The 18,090-nt window shown below is 69.4% G+C and carries 17 protein-coding genes; 6 read left to right on the top strand and 11 right to left on the bottom strand.

The features are described from left to right. Positions 1-141: 141 nt before the first annotated feature. From ABD841_RS34690 to ABD841_RS34670, 5 genes are all read right to left on the bottom strand, one after another. Complete coding sequence (locus tag ABD841_RS34690; RefSeq protein ID WP_344980639.1) at positions 142-477, bottom strand: hypothetical protein; 336 nt, start codon at positions 475-477, stop codon at positions 142-144. 359 nt (positions 478-836) lie between these two features. Further along, a complete protein-coding gene (locus tag ABD841_RS34685; RefSeq protein WP_344980637.1) occupies positions 837-1,619 on the bottom strand; it encodes a hypothetical protein in 783 nt (260 codons plus the stop codon). 439 nt (positions 1,620-2,058) lie between these two features. Next, complete coding sequence (locus ABD841_RS34680; RefSeq protein WP_344980635.1) at positions 2,059-2,574, bottom strand: hypothetical protein; 516 nt, start codon at positions 2,572-2,574, stop codon at positions 2,059-2,061. Positions 2,575-2,909: 335 nt separating this feature from the next. Beyond that, positions 2,910-3,317, bottom strand: a complete 408-nt coding sequence (locus tag ABD841_RS34675; protein ID WP_344980633.1) for a DUF4189 domain-containing protein — start codon at positions 3,315-3,317, stop codon at positions 2,910-2,912. Positions 3,318-3,489: 172 nt separating this feature from the next. Continuing rightward, positions 3,490-4,397 (bottom strand): IS5 family transposase gene (locus tag ABD841_RS34670; RefSeq protein WP_425582090.1). Its coding sequence is split into 2 segments (ribosomal slippage): positions 3,490-4,008 and positions 4,011-4,397, totalling 906 coding nucleotides; the frame shifts between segments, so codons are not numbered across the junction. A 451-nt stretch (positions 4,398-4,848) separates the two neighbouring features. On the opposite strand from ABD841_RS34670, the gene ABD841_RS34665 reads away from it, so the two are divergent. The 3 genes from ABD841_RS34665 (at position 4,849) to ABD841_RS34655 (ending at position 7,807) form a co-directional block, all read left to right on the top strand. Beyond that, complete coding sequence (locus ABD841_RS34665) at positions 4,849-5,664, top strand: hypothetical protein (RefSeq protein WP_344980631.1); 816 nt, start codon at positions 4,849-4,851, stop codon at positions 5,662-5,664. After that, complete coding sequence (locus ABD841_RS34660) at positions 5,661-6,038, top strand: GntR family transcriptional regulator (protein ID WP_344980629.1); 378 nt, start codon at positions 5,661-5,663, stop codon at positions 6,036-6,038. The genes ABD841_RS34665 and ABD841_RS34660 overlap by 4 nt, the downstream gene beginning before the upstream one ends. A gap of 188 nt (positions 6,039-6,226) precedes the next feature. Then, positions 6,227-7,807: an alpha/beta hydrolase gene (locus ABD841_RS34655; protein ID WP_344980627.1), complete on the top strand. Its 1,581-nt coding sequence runs from the start codon at positions 6,227-6,229 to the stop codon at positions 7,805-7,807. Between the two features lie 200 nt (positions 7,808-8,007). Here ABD841_RS34655 and ABD841_RS34650 read toward each other — a convergent pair whose 3' ends face one another. From ABD841_RS34650 to ABD841_RS34640, 3 genes are all read right to left on the bottom strand, one after another. Beyond that, complete coding sequence (locus tag ABD841_RS34650) at positions 8,008-8,481, bottom strand: hypothetical protein (RefSeq protein WP_344980625.1); 474 nt, start codon at positions 8,479-8,481, stop codon at positions 8,008-8,010. After that, on the bottom strand, positions 8,478-9,806 hold the full coding sequence (locus tag ABD841_RS34645) for an IS256 family transposase (protein WP_344980623.1): 1,329 nt from the start codon (positions 9,804-9,806) through the stop codon (positions 8,478-8,480). Before ABD841_RS34645 ends, ABD841_RS34650 begins: the two co-directional genes overlap by 4 nt. Positions 9,807-10,350: 544 nt before the next feature. Further along, entirely contained in the window at positions 10,351-10,896 is a 546-nt protein-coding gene (locus ABD841_RS34640) for a hypothetical protein (RefSeq protein ID WP_344980621.1), read from the bottom strand. A gap of 89 nt (positions 10,897-10,985) precedes the next feature. Here ABD841_RS34640 and ABD841_RS34635 point away from each other — a divergent pair, with 89 nt between their 5' ends. Next, complete coding sequence (locus ABD841_RS34635; protein WP_344980620.1) at positions 10,986-11,312, top strand: PadR family transcriptional regulator; 327 nt, start codon at positions 10,986-10,988, stop codon at positions 11,310-11,312. Further along, complete coding sequence (locus ABD841_RS34630; protein WP_344980618.1) at positions 11,312-11,812, top strand: hypothetical protein; 501 nt, start codon at positions 11,312-11,314, stop codon at positions 11,810-11,812. The genes ABD841_RS34635 and ABD841_RS34630 overlap by 1 nt, the downstream gene beginning before the upstream one ends. A gap of 521 nt (positions 11,813-12,333) precedes the next feature. Here ABD841_RS34630 and ABD841_RS34620 read toward each other — a convergent pair. The 3 genes from ABD841_RS34620 to ABD841_RS34610 all read right to left on the bottom strand — a co-directional run bounded on the left by ABD841_RS34620 (position 12,334) and on the right by ABD841_RS34610 (position 16,470). Further along, positions 12,334-13,494 carry an ROK family transcriptional regulator gene (locus ABD841_RS34620; RefSeq protein WP_344980616.1) on the bottom strand — a complete coding sequence of 387 codons (1,161 nt, stop codon included), beginning with the start codon at positions 13,492-13,494 and terminating at the stop codon, positions 12,334-12,336. A gap of 44 nt (positions 13,495-13,538) precedes the next feature. Further along, on the bottom strand, positions 13,539-15,032 hold the full coding sequence (locus ABD841_RS34615; protein WP_344980614.1) for a glycoside hydrolase family 36 protein: 1,494 nt from the start codon (positions 15,030-15,032) through the stop codon (positions 13,539-13,541). A gap of 79 nt (positions 15,033-15,111) precedes the next feature. Beyond that, positions 15,112-16,470, bottom strand: coding sequence for an ABC transporter substrate-binding protein (locus tag ABD841_RS34610; RefSeq protein ID WP_344980612.1), 1,359 nt, complete (start codon positions 16,468-16,470; stop codon positions 15,112-15,114). A gap of 145 nt (positions 16,471-16,615) precedes the next feature. On the opposite strand from ABD841_RS34610, the gene ABD841_RS34605 reads away from it, so the two are divergent. Then, complete coding sequence (locus ABD841_RS34605) at positions 16,616-18,007, top strand: DUF4832 domain-containing protein (protein ID WP_344980610.1); 1,392 nt, start codon at positions 16,616-16,618, stop codon at positions 18,005-18,007. The last annotated feature ends 83 nt before the right edge of the window (positions 18,008-18,090 follow it).

Raw genomic sequence — 18,090 nt, 5'->3', positions numbered from 1 at the left:
GCACGGCCCGCCGCCCGCCAGCCGTCCGGGCATGCGGCCTGGAGGCCGGTCCCGGACGGCGCGGGACTCCGGGCCGCGCGCCGCACCGCATACCCGCCGCACCCATCCAACCCGCCGCAGGTGGGCCGCACCGCCGCCTGGTCAGCCAATGCCGTCCCCGAAGTGCGGACGGCGCCGTTGCCGCCACCACGGCCAGTCAGGCGAGGCACGAGGATCCGGTGACGTGCGGGCGAGGAAGCTCCTGTCGATGGGGAGCACCAGGCTGTAGAGGTATGGCCTGGCCCAGCGGGGCAGCGCGATGAGTATCCGTTCGAGGTCTCCGCGCAGATCGTCTTCCCATGCGCATCCAAGACACGAATATGTGGGTGGGAGTCGGGCGGTCGTGCCGGGGATGACGTCCCGCGTCCAGGCCCGCAGTGCCGCGGCCACCTCACCTGGCTCCAGGAGGGTGTGTTCCAGGGCGATCACCGCAGTCATGGGCCGGGAGGGAAGACCGGGGACCTGATGGATCGAGGGTCTGTGGGTTCCGCACCGTAACCGTCGCGGGCGAACCTCGGAGGGGCGCCTACGCGGCATGGCCCTTTCTGGTTGACGTCATGGCGTCGATGATCGCACACCGGAGAGCCGATCTCCCGATCGGTCCGCTGGCCTACCACCCTCACGATCGCCAGGCTGTGGCCGGCCACCGTACGGGGTCGGGGGCGATCGCCGGTCCGGGGCTTCGTGCCTCAGCCCCGGACCACCGAGCACCGGGGCGACGAAGGCGTGGACGCTCCCGTGCTCCTCGCGTGCCCGTCAGGAGGGTGATCAAGGGAGGGCTGATGGGAGGCCATTGCTCAGAACATCACAAGATCGCGGCGTAGCTCTTCAAGGATCTCCGGCCAAGGAACACCTGCGGGCAGGTCGTCATAGCCGGGGAAGCCGCCCCAGGACAGTGAAGTCCGCAGATACTCGACCAGCGTGACGCCCTTGCGCCGGGGCACGGACCACAGTTCGGGGTCGGCGGACCGGTCGGGCAGGCGAATACGCTGCTCTCCTCCGCTCACATTCGCCTTATGGATCTCGTCCGGGGCCAGTACGAAGTCGATGACTGCCGAACGGGATCCGCTGCCGGCCTCCTGCGCGGGATCCGGACAGGCGCCTTCGTCGACCAGGCCTTCCAATCGGGATCTCCACACGCTCCACAAGTGCCGGCCCGGCATGAGTACCAACGGGTCGGGGTACAGATCAGCGTCCTCACCGGGGTCGAAGTGGTAGCTGACGTGTGGCAGCACCGCGCCACCGTCACCGCAGAGGTCGACGCCGCCGACGATCTCCATGCAGGCGCGCAGGGCGAGAGGAAGCGGACCGATGGACTGCTCCGCTTGCGTGATGGCCCTCCGGTCATCGGCCGTGGGTGGCTGGCATACATACTCGGGAAAGGCGAAGGCATAGCCCGCGTCGGCAAGCCGCTCCACGACGAGATCGATGTTGGCGGCCACTCGCGACATGGTCTCTCGGGCGACCTCCTCGGCATCCCCGTAGAGAGCCTCTGGCACACCGGTCGATCCGTATGCGCGAAGCTCGTCCCAGACGGCAAAGCATTCGCCTGCACGGTATCGCGCGCTCCACGACGTCATGATCGGCGATGGTAGCCGGGTCATTGGCGGGCCATTAAGGGCGGTCGGCAGCGGTCGGTCGCGGTCACTTGCGGGAAGCCCACCGCCCAGCTCACGGGCCGTACGGCCCATGATCAAACCGATTTGCGAGCAGGCAGTCTGGCGGGCTTTCTGGGAGCCATCTTGGGAGCCAACCGGATGGACGATCATGAACCGGGTTGGACTGATATGAACGAGCGGACTCTTCACGGCGTGCGCGGCGAACTGGTCTGAACGTCCCCGGACATCGTTTGGGGATCTACGGATCAGAAGGTTAGGGGTTCGAGTCCTCTCGGCCGCGCAGCAGATCAAAGGCCCTCCGGGATGATCCCGGAGGGCCTTTGTCATGTCCGTACAGCAGTGAAATACAGCAACGAGGTCTGCCGAGAGCAGCCTCCGACGGAACGCTCTGCCCGTCCGGTCAGGCACCGAAGCCGTCGTCCGGGTGTCCGGGAGGGAGCGGCGGGCAGTCGTGCGGGTCGAGCCACACGCTGGCGTTCTCCAGGAGCGGTTCGGGCCCGTCGTCGGTGCGGAAGGTGAAGGCGACGCCCAGCGGCCGGGTGCGCAGCTCGACTCCCCCGGGTGATTGCCGGCTGACTGGCTGCCAGCAGCATCCGGCCGCGTCCAGGGCGGCGGTTAGCTGCCGGTAGGTCAGGCGCGCGGGCAAGGATGTGATCGTGTTCGTCCTGGCGGCGGGCAGTTCGACGACGTCGTGCCAGGTCTGGGCACTGAGCGTCGTGACGGTTCGGCAGCGGCAGACGCACAGCTCGACGTGGCCGTAGGAGAACAGGTGCGGCCATCGGGTGCGTGTGCTGACGCGGCCGATGTCCCACGGTGGGCCGAGGACGGCGGCGATGTCGGTTAGGGACGCGCCGCACCGCAGCGGCCCAATCCGTCCGGTCGAGCCGAACTCGGTCATCACGTCCAGCGCGGTCACGCATGGGAGCGTGCCAGCCGACGCGCTCCGGCGTCCATGGCATTTCTCAGACGGTGCGTCTTTGCCGGCACATGCTCGAAGGCCCTCCGGGCGGCGGAGGGCCTTCGTCGAGTCGTGGTGGGCGATGGTGTCAGTCGTCTTTTTCGGCGTCGAGGCTGGCATTCAAACGATCGAGCGCCTTGCGGGTCTCGGGTGAGGGGATCTGCGCCGGATCATCACCCGGTAGCCGTTGAGTGTACGCGGCTTAATCTCGCCCGCGTGCCCCTCGATCCACTCGGCGACCGTGATCGCGTTCCGGTCGACGTACTCACCCCGTCAGGCGTTCACGCATCGAGCTAGCGGTATCGTTTGGTGCACTGATAGACGATCCAGCGGCCGCCGCCGGCGTTGGCAATGGCGTTCCTTTTCGCTTTGGCGGGTGTACTCCCTCGGCCACCCCAATAGACGTTTTTCCTGGAGTTGTAGGCGACAGCACCACAACCGTTGACGAAGGTGGTGAGGACTTTGCAGCTGGAGTGGCCGCATTCCCTCAGTGCCCGCCGCTTGGCGGTAGCCTCTGTTCTGTAGTCCCAAGACCTGCCGATATCGCCGTCCCGCGACACGGCGATGGCGCCGTAATAGTAACTTGCTGCACTTTCCTCCGCCGTAGCGGCAGTAGCTGCTGCGGGGGACGCCGCGGCCAGCACCCCGCTCGCCATGAAGGCGCAAGCGGCGATGGCAGTGAGCTTCTTGCCTAACTGCATGGTGTTTCCCTTCGTGTCGTCCAAGCGGGCGGCAGCGTCGTGCTGATGAGGAGAGTCTGCGGTGTGCCACTTGCAGATCACTTACAGCGTGTTTGAGAGCTGATCGTGAGGCCGTCCCGCGGCGGGTAGGAGTGCAGACATGACACGACAGCCTTCGCGTTTCCTGGATCGTTCAGGGGTCTTGCTGGAGCGTGTCGGACAATTCCGCCTGGCGGAGCCACGGCATGAGGCAGTCGGTGGTGACACCGGCGAGGTAGCGGCCGGCGAGTTTGTCGAGGCGGGTCGCGATCGCGCGCCATGGCTCGAGCTTGCCGAAGCAGCGTCCGACCAGGTTGCGCTGCTTGTACGTCTCGGAATCGGAAGCGGGAGGGCGGCCGCCCCGGCTGCCCTTGCGCCTGCGGTCGGTCGTCCGGTTCCGGTGTTCGGGGGTGACGGCCTGGATACCGCGCCGGCGCAGGCAGGAGCGGGTCTTCTTGGAGGGGTAGCCCTTGTCGCCGATCAGCCGGTCCGGACGGGTGCGCGGCCGGCCCGGGCCGCCGCGCGGGAGTCGCAGGGCGGCGATGGCCGCCTCGAACGCGGTGCGGTCCACCACATTGCCCGGGGCCGGCTGCACGGCCATGGGCAGGCCGCGGGCCTCGGTGATCAGATGGAGCTTGGCGGTGAGTCCTCCCCGGGAGCGGCCGAGAGCCTGCCGCCTTTGCGACTGCTTCGTATCGATCGTCCCGCCGTCGTCCCCCTTTTTCTCGCCCCGGCCGCGTGCTGATGGGCGCGGGAGATGGTGGAGTCGATGTCGGCGGTCCACTCGACGTGGCCGACGGAGTCGTCCTTGACCTGCATCTCCTGCAGCAGGCGGGCCCAGGTGCCGTCGGCGTCCCAGCGTTTGAATCGCTCGTAGCAGGTCTGCCGGGGCCCGTATCGTTCCGGGATCGCCCGCCACGGCGCTCCGGTCCGCAGCCGCCACAAGATCCCGTTGATGATCTGGCGGTGATCCCGCCATGGACGGCCCCGGCTGTCCGCGGCGGGCGGTAACGGCTCGATCCGCTGCCATGCCTTGTCGGTCAGCTCACCACGTCTCACCACGAACGATCATTCAACCGCGCCAGCCATGATCATTTGTCGGACACGCTCTAGAGCCGGTCACGGCGAGGAGTGCTGCGAGCACGCCGCCGGGGGCACTGTTTCGCCTGGGGAGAGGCTGGACAGGGATGAGCGGGGATCTGGTGAACCCGGCCCATGAGGTGTCGCCGTATGTCACGGCGGCGCGGTGCCGGCCAGGGCCGATGAAGAGGCCGCCGACGCCACGGTCGGGTGGGGGCGCACACTGCTGCAGTGCATCTTCGGGGTCACCGCGACCGAGGAGGAGATACCCGAGGCGGTGACGGCGCCGGCGCCGTCCACTTGATGGTCCACGGCGATGGCCGCCGCTGAGCCGGGGCGCGTGCCGCCGGGACGACGAGAGCCCTGGGGCGTTGACTTTGTCGCAAGCTATGACGCACAATGCTGATACAAAACTTGCGACAAAGGAGGCGCCATGACCCGTGAACCGTTACCGGACGCCGGCCCGCCGGCCCGTGCGACCGATCTGCGACTGGCGGGCGCGTGGCTGGCCCGGCACGGCCTGGCCGGCGCCCGCCCGACCCCGCTGCTGGCCAGCCGGCTGGCGGTCCGGGAACGCGCCCGCCTCGCCACTCACGTCATCCTGGCCGTGCTGATCCTCGCGAGCGCGCTCGCCGCCACTTCCGCCTTCGGCGGCTCCCCGCCGCAGCGCCCGCTGCCGCTGCTGGCCCTGACCGCGCTGGTGGCCGGGCTGCTGCTGGCACAGTCGCTGCTCGACCGGTGGGTGCGACGCGTCGACCAGCGGGCGGGCGCGACGCTGTCGCGCAGGGCCGCCCATCTGATCCAGCCCGGCTGGCGGGCCGTGCTCGGCCGGTCGTACGCCGTCTTCGCGGTCGCCACGTTCGCCGGCGCGATGGCGCTGGTCGCGAGCGCCCTGGCCGTTCCCGACCCCACCGTGCGGCAGCTGGCCGTCGTCCTGCTGATCGGCCTGCTCGGCGCGACGGCCATCACCGCCATGCAGCTGCGCCACCTGCTCAGGTGCCCGGTCGTGGCGGAGGACGAGGAGTCGCTGACCGCCGACGTCATCATGCGCGTCGAGGACGCCCGCGAGCTCACCACGCCGAACGTGCAGTGGACGCTGCCCATGGTGCTGCTGTTCGGCACCGCGCCCGGCTGGTGGGGCGCCGCCGCGGTCACCTACCTGATCCTGACCATGATCACGCTCGTCGCGCTCCGTTTCAGGACGCCGTCGAGCGCGACGGTGGCCCGGCGGGCCATGAGCGTCCGATGATCGTCATCGACGCGGCCTCGCCGGTGCCGCCGTTCGAGCAGCTGCGGGCTCAGCTAGCCCGGCAGATCCAGGACCGCACGCTGGCCGTGGGCGCCCGGCTGCCGACCATCCGCCACCTCGCGGCCGACCTCGGCCTGGCCGTCAACACGGTCGGCCGGGCCTACCGGGAGCTGGAGGAGGCGGGGCTGATCGAGACGCGCGGGCGGGCGGGCTCGTTCGTGTCGGCCGCCGGCGAGGAGGGCCGGGAGCGGGCCCGCCGGGCCGCCGCCGACTACGCGGCCGTGATCGCCAGCGTCGGCATCGACACGGGCGAGGCGATCCGCATCGTGCAGGCGGCTCTGACGGCCGGCGCCGCAACACCGGCCTCGTCATGACCGCGGCCCGGCCGCGGGGGTCACGTCGCCGGGCGCACGACGTCGGCGTGGCGGCCGATCAGGCGGCGTCCGAGCCGCCGCATCGGCAGCTCCAGAAATCCCACACCAACTTCGCGAAAGGGGTATCAGTGCGATTAAGTCTGCGATCAAGCCTGACATTGTTCATCGCCGCGGCGACAGTGGCCACCGTGGCGGCAGGCGCGCCCACGCCGGCCGGGGCCCGGATCGGCACGCAGGAGTCGGCGGTGGCCGAAGCCGGGGGAGCGGCTCCGATCTGGGGCGAGTGCCCGCCGGTGGAATCCGGTATCCCGCGCGACCCACGCCAGCAGTGCGCGACTTTACGGATGCCGCTGGACTACCGCGCCCCGCGCGGGCGGAGCGTCGAGATCGCGATCTCCCGGATCGGCACAGCGCAACCCGGGTCGCGTCGCGGGATCCTGCTGTCCAACCCGGGCGGCCCGGGCGACAGCGGCCTGGACCTGATCAGCCAGCTGGCGGTCGTACTGCCGCGCGAGGTCCTGGATCAGTACGACCTGATCGGCTTCGATCCGCGAGGGGTCGGCCACAGCACCCCGGTCACCTGTGGTCTCGATCCCGTGAAGCAGTTCACGCTGCGGCTGCCCTATCCGGCGCCGGATGGCGACATCGAGCGCAACATCGCCTTCGCACGGGACACCGCGGCCGCGTGCGCCGAGCACTCCGGCGATCTGCTTCCGTTCATCACCACGGCCAACACGGCCCGGGACATGGACCGCATCCGAGCCGCACTCGGCGAGCCGAAACTGTCCTACTTCGGCATCTCCTACGGTACCTATCTGGGAGCCGTCTACATCTCGATGTTCCCGGGACGCACCGATCGGATCGTGCTGGACAGCGCCGTCGATCCGGACCTGGTGTGGCGGGACATGTTGCGGACCTGGAGCGAGGCGGTCGCGGTGCGTCTGCCCGACCTCCTCGCCTTCGCGGCCGAGCGGGACGCCGTCTACCACCTCGGCACGACGCCGGACGAGGTCAGGCGCACGTTCAACCGGCTGATCGCGGCCCTTGACCGGCAACCCGTGCCGGTCCCAGGCGGCCCCGTGATCGACGGCAACGCACTGCGCGAGATCACCCGAAGGGGGCTCTACTTCGACGGCTACTTCCCCCTCATCGCCGGGGTATGGCAGGAGCTCGTGGCCGGCACATCAGGATCCACTGTGGACGCCGCCGTCCTGACGCGACTGGACCGGCTGGGCTCTGCCGGTAGGGCCGGCGGCGGTGACACCGGGACGGCGGAGATACCGGCGGACAACAGCACCGCCGCGCTCTACGCGGTGATCTGCGACGACGTCGCCTGGCCGCGCAGCGTGGCGTTGCACGCCCGGCAGGTCGCGGCCGACCGGCGGGCGTGGCCGGTGACGGCGGGCATGCCCTCGAACCTCTGGCCGTGCGCGGCATGGCCCACCCGGCCCGTGGAGCCGCCGGTGACGGTCACCGGTACCGGGCCGCGCAACGTGCTGATCCTGCAGAACACCCGCGATCCCTCCACGTCCCTCGCGAACGCCCGCGGCCTGCGCGCCGCGCTCGGACGGCGGGCCGCCATGATCACGGTCGACCAGGGCGGCCACGGCGTCTTCGGGCTCGGCAGCTGCGCCGACGAGGCGATGAGCTCCTTCCTCGCCACCGGGGCACTGCCCGGGCGGGACCGCTTCTGCCCGGCTCCGTCACCGGCCGACGCCGTCGCCCGCTCCACGCCCTTGCCGTACATACCTCCTGCGGGGCCGCTGTAGGGCCGTTGCCTGTGGACTGCCGTGTGCCGGTGGATCGGAGGGGGCGAGCAGGGCGGGACCTTGCTGACGCGGGTGCTGACAGCGCCCTGAGACGGTGGTGGATGCCCAGAGGCGCTGATCATCGTCAAAGACGTTCTCACCAGGTGCGACGAGACGTCAGGGTAGAGCAATCGTCAAGACTGTGGATCAAAGGGACTTGGCTACCGGCGTTGCTGAGCCAGTCGAAGACCGGCGGCAGCGCGAACACGTCGTGTTCTCCCCCGCTCGGCGAGTAGGCGCAGCGCAGCCGATGATGTCAGCACCCGTGCGGCCGTGCGTTGACACCAATCGGAGGCGGCCAGGAGATCCTCCGACCCCCGCGTGTCATCGATGGTGATCGACCTCAACACCATCCATTCGCGCAGGCGGTGAACGAGGAACTCCCACTCCGCGGTCACGATGACCATGGCCTCGAACCAGTCGGGGAAACCCGCGTCGGTCAGAAGCTGCGCCGCCCGCCGGTCCAGGTGACGGACCACCGCCGACTGGGCCATCACCGTATCCGGATCACGCAGGACCCGACCCACCAGGCCGACCTCGTCCTGCGAGCTGACATCCGCCAGTTCCTGCAAGTAGTGAGCGAACCGCTGATGCTCGTCGTCGGCCGGCTGCATGGCGGCGCTTCGGCCGGTCACGCGGCGGCTCCTTTGGGTCGCTCGACGAGCCTGCCATTGACGAAGACCGCCCGGGCGCGGACCAGCGCGACGAGATGAGGTGCGTTGACCGCGCGCCAGCGGGCCTGGGCCGACTCGATCAGCCGGGCCTGGGCCGACTCGATCAGCCGGGCCTGGGCCGACTCGATCAGCTTGAACGCCATCGCCAGCCCGGTCGCGCGCGACCCCGGCCCTTTGGTGACCTTGGTGCGGTGGCGGACCGTGGCGAACGTCGACTCGACGGGGTTGGTCGTGCGCAGATGCACCCAGTGCTCGGCCGGGAAGTCGTAGAACGCCAGCAACTGCTCGACGTCGCCCGTGACCTTGGCCACCTCCTTGCCGTACTTGGCGCAGTAGGTCGCCTGGAACGCCTCCACGGCCGCCAGGGCATGCGTCTTGTCCTCGGCATCCCAGATCTCCGCCAGCGCCTTCTTCGCCCCCGGGTGCGCCGACTTCGATATAGCCCCGAGCACGTTAGCGATCTTGTGGAACCAGCGCCTCTGGACTCTGGTCTGCGGGAACACCTCGCCCGGCGCGCCCCAGAACCCCAGTGCGCCGTCGGTGGCCGCGAGCACCGGCGCGCGCATCCCGCACCGGGCGCAGTCGCGCGGCAGGTCCGCCCAGGACTCGGCCGGCTCGCGGTAGCCGTCGGCCAGGGCGACGAGCTCCTTGCGGCCATCGGCGCGCACGCCGATCATCGCCAGCAGGCACAGGCGCTGCTCGTCCAGGCGCACGTTGACGTGGATGCCGTCGGCCCACAGGTAGACGTAGTCCACGCCCGACAGGTCCCGGGCGGCGAAGGCGCGCTGCTCGATCTTCCACTGCTCGGTCAGCTTCGTGACCACCGATGCCGACAGCCCCGGCGTCGAGCCGAGAAACTGCCCCAGCGCGGGGACGAAGTCGCCAGAGGACAGGCCGTGCAGGTACAGCAGCGGCAGCACCTCGCTGACCTTGGATGTTTTGCGGCACCACGGCGGCAGGACGGACGAGACGAACCGCTTGCGCTCGCCGGTGACGGGGCCGGTGCGCTTGTCGTTGACCCGGGGCGCGCGGACCTCGATCGCGCCGGCCACGGTGAGGATCTCGCGCGGGGCATGGGAGCCGTTGCGCACGACCAGGCGGCGGCCGCCTTCGTCGCGCTCGTCGGCGAAGGCGGCGATGCGGGCGTCCACCTCGGCCTTCAGCGCCTCGGCGAGCATCCGGCGGGCGCCTTCCCGGACGAGTTCGTCGATCAGCGCGGCGGAGACGGGGCCCTCGGTCGTGCGGCGGTCGTCGTCGGCGGCGGGGTCAGGGACCACGGTGAGCATGGGTGTGCCTTCCCAGTCGACATTGGCGCGTCGGCCATGCGTGTGAGACCTCGAACGATCACCGGGAAGGTACACCCCTTCCCGGCCGATCCACAGGTCTCAAGCATCGCTCGCCGCCGGTCGGGGAACGCGCCTACGGTGATCTTGTCGTCGGGGACCGGGAGTCCCTTGGCGATGCCCTCACGGATCTTCCGGACCTTCTCGACGACCTCGGCCCGGGTCTTGCCGGAGACCTTCTTGCGGATGTGCTCCCCGTTGGGTCCCTACCCGAGGGAGATGGCCCCGCGCCACCGGTCGCCGTCCCTGTAGATCAAGGCGGCGGCGCGGCCCGCCGCCCGCCTGCCGTCCGGGCATGCGGCCTGGGGGCCGGCCCCGGACGGCGCGGGACTCCGGGCCGCGCGCCGCACCCCACGCCCGCCGTACCCGACCATCCGCCGCCGCACAGGGCCGCACCGCCGCACACACCAGGGCTGACAAGACGCGCCTCACAGAGCGATATACCTTCGCTCTGCACCTACGGCGTATATGACGAGGAGCGACTTTGTTACCCGATGAAACAGCCGAGGCCCCCTTCCCCGGCGTCTCCAACGGAGAGGTCTATCTCTGGTTCGCCTACGAGGCCTTCCGCACAGTGATCATCCTGGGCGCCCTGCTGCTTTCCGCGCTCCTGATCGCCGCCGTGATCGTTGCCACTCTTTACTACCTGCCGCGCCGTCTCATGGGCCTCCGGCGGGGACCTCGGCTCCGGGATGATCGCCAATCGCACGAGCCGGCTTCGTGGTGGCTGGCGTAGGGGCCTGATCGTCCTGTCTGTCACGTCCCAGGCAAGCCCAACATCGACCGCCCGCAGGTGTTCGAGGAAGCGCCGTGCCTCTTCGACGCCCCACACCACGCGCTGGCGCTTCTTTCTCGTCTTGCTTGCGCTGGGCAGGGTGGTCAGCGCGGTGACGTTCTTGGAGATCAGCTCTTCGCGGACAGCGTTGCCGAGCGCGGAGCGTAGGACGCGGCGGATGCCCGCGATGGTGCTGCGGGACGGGTAGTCCTTGCAACACGTCCCGAGGGTGCGGCGGAAAGTGGGCGGTCCCGACATGGGACTGAGCTGACGGGGGGTGTGTTCTGTGACCCGCATAGCCGGAAGCTGACCTTGCTCCATAGTTCGCCTGGCGATATATATCGACTATGGCACTACGTGAGCAGAGTTACCTCGTGCTCCTGGCGCTCTCCGACGGCCCGCTCCACGGCTACGGGGTGATCAAAGCCGTCCAGGAGTTGTCGGAGGGCCGTATCCGGCTGGGCGCGGGCACCCTGTACGGCGCCCTGGACCGGCTGGCCGGGGAAGGCATGGTCGCCGTGGTCAAGGAGGAAGTCGTCGACGGCCGTCACCGCCGCTACTACGACCTGACCGGGCACGGCCGCAACCTTCTGGCCGAGGAGACCGTCCGGCTCGCCCGCCTGGCCGCCACCGCGCAGCGCCGCCTCCGCCTCCAGCCCGGGACGGGAGTGTGATGGACGCCTACGAGCGGCGCTGCCGCCTGCTGATGCGTGCCTACCCGCCGCGCTTCCGCGAGTACCGGGGCCAGGAGGTGCTGGGCACCCTGCTGGACCTCGCCGCCCCCGGGCAGACGCGCCCCACCTTTCGCGACAGTCTCGACATCGTCCGCGGCGGGCTGCTCACCCGGCTCAGGGACCGCCCCCCTGCGGGGCAGTGGATCGGCTACCGGCTGTTCGGCAGGCTCGTGCCCGACCGGTACCGGATGTGGGTCCGCGACGACCTCAACAGCACGCTGTACTTCTTCCACACCCCGTTCCTGCGGTTCATGCTGATCATTCCGTTGCTGACCGGCATCAACGAGTTCCTCGGCGTCGAGGAGTTCCTTCGCGTGCACGGTGCAGGCCTGCTGAACTGGCCGATCCCCGTGGCGTTCGGGCTCGCCGCCCGGAGCGCGAACGCGACCAGACGCCGGGCACGCGACTGGTACGGGCTTGGGCGCATCGACGCGTCATGACCCGAGGCGGCCTGGTCAGCGTGCTGTCGTGCGATGCGGCGGCCCGGGTCGTGCACTCGCTGTGCCGCGCCGAGGGAATCTCACTGGTGGGCGGCGGCGGGACGGATCTACGTACGGGCTTCGCCATGGCACTGCAAACAAGGCCCCTGAGCAGGGATTATCTGCTCAGGGGCCTTTCTCGTCGCGGTACTCACCCGGTCTCTTCGGCGTCGGCAGATGAGCGCGCAAGCCAGGCTGAGGAAAGCTTCACGGATGTCGGCGCGGATCTCCCGGCGGATGCGCGGGCGGCGGAAGGCATGCAGCAGGGCGGTCGGGTCGGCCGAGCGGCGAGGTTCCCGTTGAGCAGGTCCTTTTCCGCTCGAAGGTCCGTTCGGAGGTCCGCTCGACGACGTAGCGGTGCTTGCCGGGGCCGGAACCGGGCCGACGAGTCGGCCGACGCGGTGGACGCCGAAGCCGGCCGCCGGCAGGCGGAGGAGAAGCCCACTCTCGCCTGGTGAAGGGCGTCACCCGGATGGGGGATCTCAGGCGTGGGCGGTGAGAGGCGCGGGCATTCCGTCGGTGAACAGTTGCGCGTCGACCTGGTCCAGGGCGACGCGCAGAGCGCCGAGGGCGACGCTGTCCGCGCCGAGGTCGGACGCCCTGATCTCGGGGACGCGCAGGCAGAGGCGGCGTAGCTCCCGTTCGAGGGGGTCGATGAGGAGGTCGGCGGAGCGGGAGTAGCCGCCGCCGAGGATGACGACCTGCGGGTCGAGGGTCAGCACGAGGGCCGCGGCCCCGACGGCCAGGTCTTTGACATAGCGGCGGAGCGCGGTCCTGGCGTCGCGGTCGCCTTCGCGGGCGTGTTCGAAGACCCAGGCGGCCTTGTCGTTCGGATGGATGTCCTCGGGCATCCCGGGACAGTTCTCGATGTGGGAGGGGGCGGAGAGCCAGCGGACCGCTTTGAGCGCGCCGATCTCGCCGGCCGCTCCTCCGTAGCCGCGCCGCAGGGTGCCGTCGAGGATGAGACCGGCACCGGTTCGCATGCCCGCCAGCAGGTAGACGATGTCGTCGGCGTCCTGTGCGGCGCCTTGCCAGCGTTCGGCGACGGCGGCGAGTTTGCAGTCGTTCTCGACAAGGATCGGGCAGGTGAACCGGGTCGCGAGGTGCTCGATGGGAGAAACGCTCGCCCAGCCCGGCAGCGGGGTGAACAGCGTGGTACGGCCGGTCGCGTCGACGGGGCCGGTCACCCCGACCGTCACCGTCCAGATCTGGTCGGGCCGCATCCCGGCGGCCGTCAGGCATTGGGAGATGGCGGTGTCGACGGCTTCGAGTCGCGCGGCCGGGTCCGCGTCGGGCTCGACCGGCAGCTGGTGGCTGCGCAGGACCCGTCCTTCGAGGTCGGCGAGCAGGACAAGTATCTTGTGGCCGCCGACGTCGACGCCGAGCACGTGTCCGGCGCCGGCGTTGAAGCGGTAGCGGCGGGCCGGACGGCCGACGCTGCTGCCGTCGGGTTCGACGACCTTCACCCACCCGTCGGTGACCAGCCCGCGGACCACGACGTCGGTCCCGGGCCGGGACAGGCCGGTGCGGGCGGCGAGCTCGGTGACGGTGGCGGGTGGCTGACCTCGCATCGCCCGGACGATGCTGAGCGAGTTGAGTTCGCGGAGCTTGCTGACATCGGCTCCGGCCGTGTCGGACACCACTACCCCCCAATTATGCTTTGTTAAAGCGAAATTCTAGCGGCCCGTCACGAGATCGGATACTGCCGTTCGGGGTTCAACGCGGCGGTGAAATCGACGGTGCGGCCATCGATGGCGAAGCGGTATCTGCCTTCCTGGACGATCTCGGGCTGTTCGGCGAGGTAGGCGGCCATGCGCTCGAGCTCGTCCGGGCTGAGCCAGGACGGCGGGTCGGAGACGGCCTTGAATCCGCAGATCGCGGCCAGGTCGTGCAGCCAGCTCATCTGGGTCTCGGTGAGCAGGTTGAGGCGGCTGCGGAAATAGACGATGTCGGGGTCGACCTGGGCGAGAGGCGACTGCCACAGCCGGTGCAGCGTGTTCACGACGGCGTTGTAGGCCATCGCGTCCGAGGGGTCGTCGGTGGCGTAGTTGGTCCACAGCGGGGCGACGTCGGGGCCGCTGCGCAGCCCGTCGACGAGTCCGAGCGAGGGCAGCAGAAGACCACCGCTGCCGAGCAGGTAGACCTCCGGACCTGCGACGCGCCGGATCAGGGCGAGCGCGTCCCGATAGGCCTGTTCGCGAGGTGCCCCGGAGTGCCGGACGCCGGGGATGGCACCGGCGTTGATGAAGTCGAGCTTGAGATAGGTGAAGCCCCATTCGTGGACCACGCGGTGGATCAGCCGGGTGAGGTGTTCCTGGACACCGGGGTGGGTGAGGTCCAGAGCCCAGTAACCGGTGCCCCAGTTGTGGCCGGCGACGACCGGCTCTCCGTCGGCGTCGCGCAGCAGGAACTCGGGATGTTCGCGTGCCGTCGCCGAGGTGGGCAGCACGATGAACGGTGCGAGCCACAGGCCGGCGCTCATCCCGGCGGTGGTGATCCGTTCGGTCAGGGCCCGCATGCCGGAGGGGAACTTGTCGTTGGGCTGCCAGTCCCCGACGGCCTGCTGCCAGCCGTCGTCGATCTGGACGACGTCGAACCGCAGACCGGCCAGTCCGGCGATGTCCTTGTTCAGCACCTGTTCGGTGATGCCTTCGTAGTAGGCGTACCACGTGCACCACACGTTGCCGGCGCGCCGGTCGCTGCTGCCCAGCCGCTCGGCCAGCTGCTCGGTGTAGTGCGCGAAGACCTCCTGCTCGGGACCGTAGGCGAGAAACCAGGGAGCTCCGTCGTCCTCGCACCAGCCGACGATGGTGTCGTGGTCGGCGGCCAGGCGGGGGGTGCCCAGCCCGAGAGAACCCAGCAGCAGCACCCGGCCGTCGGCGCCCTGCAGCGCGGCCACGGCCGAGGAGTGGTGGCGGGCCGGATCGTCCCAGACGGTGTCGTCGGCGGTCAGGCGCCGTTCGGGATTGGCGATCCGCAGAGGGGGCTCGCTGAGGCGGCGCCATCCGCACGGGCTCCAGGAGTTCTGGCCGTGGCGGTAGAACAGGGCGTCGCCAAGACCGTGCAGGATCGCTACCCGGCCTGGCGGCAGGATCAGGCCGCCGCCGACGGGCGCGGGGGGCTCGGAACCGGTGAGTTCGACCGCGAAGTCGCGGCCGGCCAGGTCGACGAGCAGGGGCATGGTTCTCCTTCGAGCAGTGGTGACCGTCCGGCGGGATGCTCAGGGGGGATCCCGCCGGACGGGGCAGAGGATGGAACGGTCAACCGAACAGGCCGTTGACCTGCTGATTTGCCTTCTTCAGCGCCTCAGCGGGGTCGGACTGGCCGAGAATGACCGACTGCAGGGCGTCCTGCACGATCTGGCTGATCTCGGTGCCGTGCTCGGTGATCGGCAGGAGGAATGTCCCGCCGGGAGTCTTGGTGTAGTCGACGTACACCTGCACGTCACGGCCCTTGGCCTTGTGGGCGGCCAGCGCCTTCTCGGTCGAGCTCTTGATGGCGGGGAACACCACGGCGTTACCGGCGACCACGTCCTGGCAGTCGGCCGACCCGAGGTACTTCACCCACTTCCACGCGGCGTCCTTGTTCTTGGTGCCCGCCCAGATCGCGTCCGACAGGCCGTTGATGGCGCTCTTGCGGACTCCGACCGGGCCGACGGGCAGTGGTGCGAGCGCGAACTTCTGCTTGGCGTCGGCGCCCAGGTAGGTGTTGATGGTCCAGGAGCCCGCGATCGTCAGCGCGGCCTTCCCCGAGTTCATCACCGCGTCGATGCCGAGCGTCGACTGCTTGTCGAACTTGGGCGCGTATCCCTTGTCGGTCAGCGTCTTGTACCAGCCGATGGTCTCGATCAGTTTGGGGTCGTCGTACTTGTACCGGGTGCCCCACGGGTTCTTGTCCAGGTAGGTGAAGCCGTTGGCGGCGGCCAGTTCGCCCCACCCGTTCTGGCCCTGGGAGCCGTCGTTCCACTCCGGCTGGTATCCGTAGACCGCGACGTTGTCCTTGTCGAAGGCCGGGTCCAGGCCGTTGCGGCCCTTGTCGTCGACGGTGAGCTTGGCGATGACCTGCTCGAAGCTGCCGCCGTCGGCGGGGTTCCAGGTGAGGTCGGCCAGGTCGGCGGCCTTGATGCCGGCCTTGTCGAGCATCTCGCTGTTGTAGACGATCGCTTCGGTGTCCCAGTCCTTGGGCAGTCCGTACCGGCGGCCGTCCTTGGTCCAGAGGTCCGCCAGCCCTTCCTGGTACTGGCTCAGATCGACCTTGTCGGCGTCGACGTAGGGCTGGATGTCGAGGATCTGCTGACTGGACACGAACTGCGGGTAGTACGACAACTGGTTGGTCCACACGTCCGGGGCTTCGCCGGCGGCCAGCTGCGTGGTCAGGTTCTGCCAGTACTGCGCCCAGGCCGTCTGAGTGATCTTGACGGTGATGTTCGGGTTCGCGGCGTGGAAGGCGTCGGCGCAGGCCTGGTAGGAGGCCTGCTGCTTGTCGTCCCACAGCCAGTAGTCGAGCGTGACCTGGCCGTTCGCCGAGTCGTCGGCCTCGGAGCCGCCGCACGCGGTGAGCGCGGTGCCCGCCAGCAGCCCGCACAGCAGCGCTGTGCCGACCCGCTTCCTATTGATCATCGAGATGCCTCTTCCTGGGGGGTGGGGCCGAGGGCCGGAAAGTTCCCTCTTGCCTTGTTCGCTCTCTCGAATAATGATGTGGCTCATCGAAAATTTGTCAAGGCTAGCTCATAAATGCCTTGGCGGACGTCATGTGGAGGTTTCGATGGTCCACTTTTCGATCAACCGGCCTGCCCGGATGGCGGTCGTCGCCGCCCTGGCCGCGGTCGCGGCGGCGCTGCCCGCCCCAAGCTCGACCGCGGCCACGCAGCCGGACTGGCGGGCACTGGCGGCGGCGGAGGCTCCGGACGCCAATCCGCTGGAGGGCTTCATCCCCTACGCGGGCGCCTATACGACGTTCCCGCACTCGATGGAGTGGTTCTACCTGCCGCTGAACGCGGTGATGACCGGTCCCCACCGGTTCGACTGGCGGCCCCTGGAAGAGCAGCTGAACGCGATCGCCGCCCGAGGCCACCAGGCGGCGTTCCGCTTCTATCTGGACTATCCGGGCAAGCCCAGCGGCATTCCGAAATTCCTGCTCGACCAGGGTCTGCTGACCCGCCCGTACGACGACTTCGGCAACAACGGGCAGAGCGTGTCGCCCGACTACGACGACCCGAACCTGGCCGCCGCGCTCGACCGGTTCATCGCCGCGCTCGGCCACCGCTACGACGGAGACCCCCGTGTGGGGTTCGTCCAGCTCGGCCTGCTGGGCTTCTGGGGCGAGTGGCACACCTGGCCGCACAACGGGGACGCCGGTACGGAGAACTGGTTCGCCTCCCAGGCCCGGCAGCTCAGGGTCCTGAACGCCTACGACGAGGCCTTCGACGAGACCAGGCTCATGGTCCGCTACCCCAGTGCCGACAACAAGGCGCTCGACATGGGTTACCACGACGACTCCTTCGCCTACTCCACCCTGCCGGGGCCCGGCTGGCACTTCATGGACCTGATGCAGCAGGCCGGGACCACCGACAAGTGGAAGAGCGCCACGGTCGCCGGCGAGCTGCGGCCCGAACTGCAGGGCTGCATCTTCAACACGCCGATGGACTGCGCCGGCGACGGAGACAAGGACTTCCCCGCAAGCGTCACCCAGACCCACGCCTCCTGGCTGCTCAACCACTACGCCTTCAGCCCCGGCTACACGGGCGCCGCCTACGACAAGGCCCTGGCCGGCGCGAAGTCACTGGGCTACCAGCTGCGGGTCACCGCGGTGAAGACCGGCCACCGGCGCCACAGCCTCGACCTCGCCCTCCGGATCCAGAACGACGGCGTCGCCCCGTTCTCCTACGACTGGCCCCTTCAGGTGGCCGCCATCGGCCGCGACGGCCGGATCGCCAGGACCTGGACGACGTCGTGGAAGCTGACCGGCGTCATGCCCGGCGTCCCGGCCGAGCTCACCGCCGCCCTGCCCGCCGCGGGCCTGCGGAAGGGCGACTACACGCTGGTTCTGCGGGCCGCCAACCCGCTCCGGAACGGCATGCCGCTGCGCTTCGCCAACGCCGACCAGGACACCACCGTTCCCGGCTGGCTCACACTCGGCCGGACCCGGGTCTTCTGACCCCGGGCCGCCACCCATCGGGGGACTCCATCCACCCCTTCGGCGGAGGTCGCCACCCCATGCGTCCCCTCCCGGCGCGGTCC

It is taken from the genome of Streptosporangium fragile (assembly GCF_039534445.1).
In the GTDB taxonomy this organism is placed as follows: Bacteria; Actinomycetota; Actinomycetes; order Streptosporangiales; family Streptosporangiaceae; genus Streptosporangium; species Streptosporangium fragile.
This window is presented reverse-complemented; position numbering and strand designations above follow the sequence as displayed.

What these genes read in the sequence shown, in the direction of transcription:
- ABD841_RS34685 (WP_344980637.1), bottom strand. Translation starts at nt 1,619, where the DNA reads ATGACGTCGTGGAGCGCGCGATACCGTGCAGGCGAATGCTTTGCCGTC.
- ABD841_RS34630 (WP_344980618.1), top strand. Translation starts at nt 11,312, where the DNA reads ATGGACGCCTACGAGCGGCGCTGCCGCCTGCTGATGCGTGCCTACCCG.
- ABD841_RS34645 (WP_344980623.1), bottom strand. Translation starts at nt 9,806, where the DNA reads ATGCTCACCGTGGTCCCTGACCCCGCCGCCGACGACGACCGCCGCACG.
- ABD841_RS34690 (WP_344980639.1), bottom strand. Translation starts at nt 477, where the DNA reads ATGACTGCGGTGATCGCCCTGGAACACACCCTCCTGGAGCCAGGTGAG.
- ABD841_RS34675 (WP_344980633.1), bottom strand. Translation starts at nt 3,317, where the DNA reads ATGCAGTTAGGCAAGAAGCTCACTGCCATCGCCGCTTGCGCCTTCATG.
- ABD841_RS34635 (WP_344980620.1), top strand. Translation starts at nt 10,986, where the DNA reads ATGGCACTACGTGAGCAGAGTTACCTCGTGCTCCTGGCGCTCTCCGAC.
- ABD841_RS34605 (WP_344980610.1), top strand. Translation starts at nt 16,616, where the DNA reads ATGGTCCACTTTTCGATCAACCGGCCTGCCCGGATGGCGGTCGTCGCC.
- ABD841_RS34660 (WP_344980629.1), top strand. Translation starts at nt 5,661, where the DNA reads ATGATCGTCATCGACGCGGCCTCGCCGGTGCCGCCGTTCGAGCAGCTG.
- ABD841_RS34665 (WP_344980631.1), top strand. Translation starts at nt 4,849, where the DNA reads ATGACCCGTGAACCGTTACCGGACGCCGGCCCGCCGGCCCGTGCGACC.
- ABD841_RS34610 (WP_344980612.1), bottom strand. Translation starts at nt 16,470, where the DNA reads ATGATCAATAGGAAGCGGGTCGGCACAGCGCTGCTGTGCGGGCTGCTG.
- ABD841_RS34640 (WP_344980621.1), bottom strand. Translation starts at nt 10,896, where the DNA reads ATGTCGGGACCGCCCACTTTCCGCCGCACCCTCGGGACGTGTTGCAAG.
- ABD841_RS34615 (WP_344980614.1), bottom strand. Translation starts at nt 15,032, where the DNA reads ATGCCCCTGCTCGTCGACCTGGCCGGCCGCGACTTCGCGGTCGAACTC.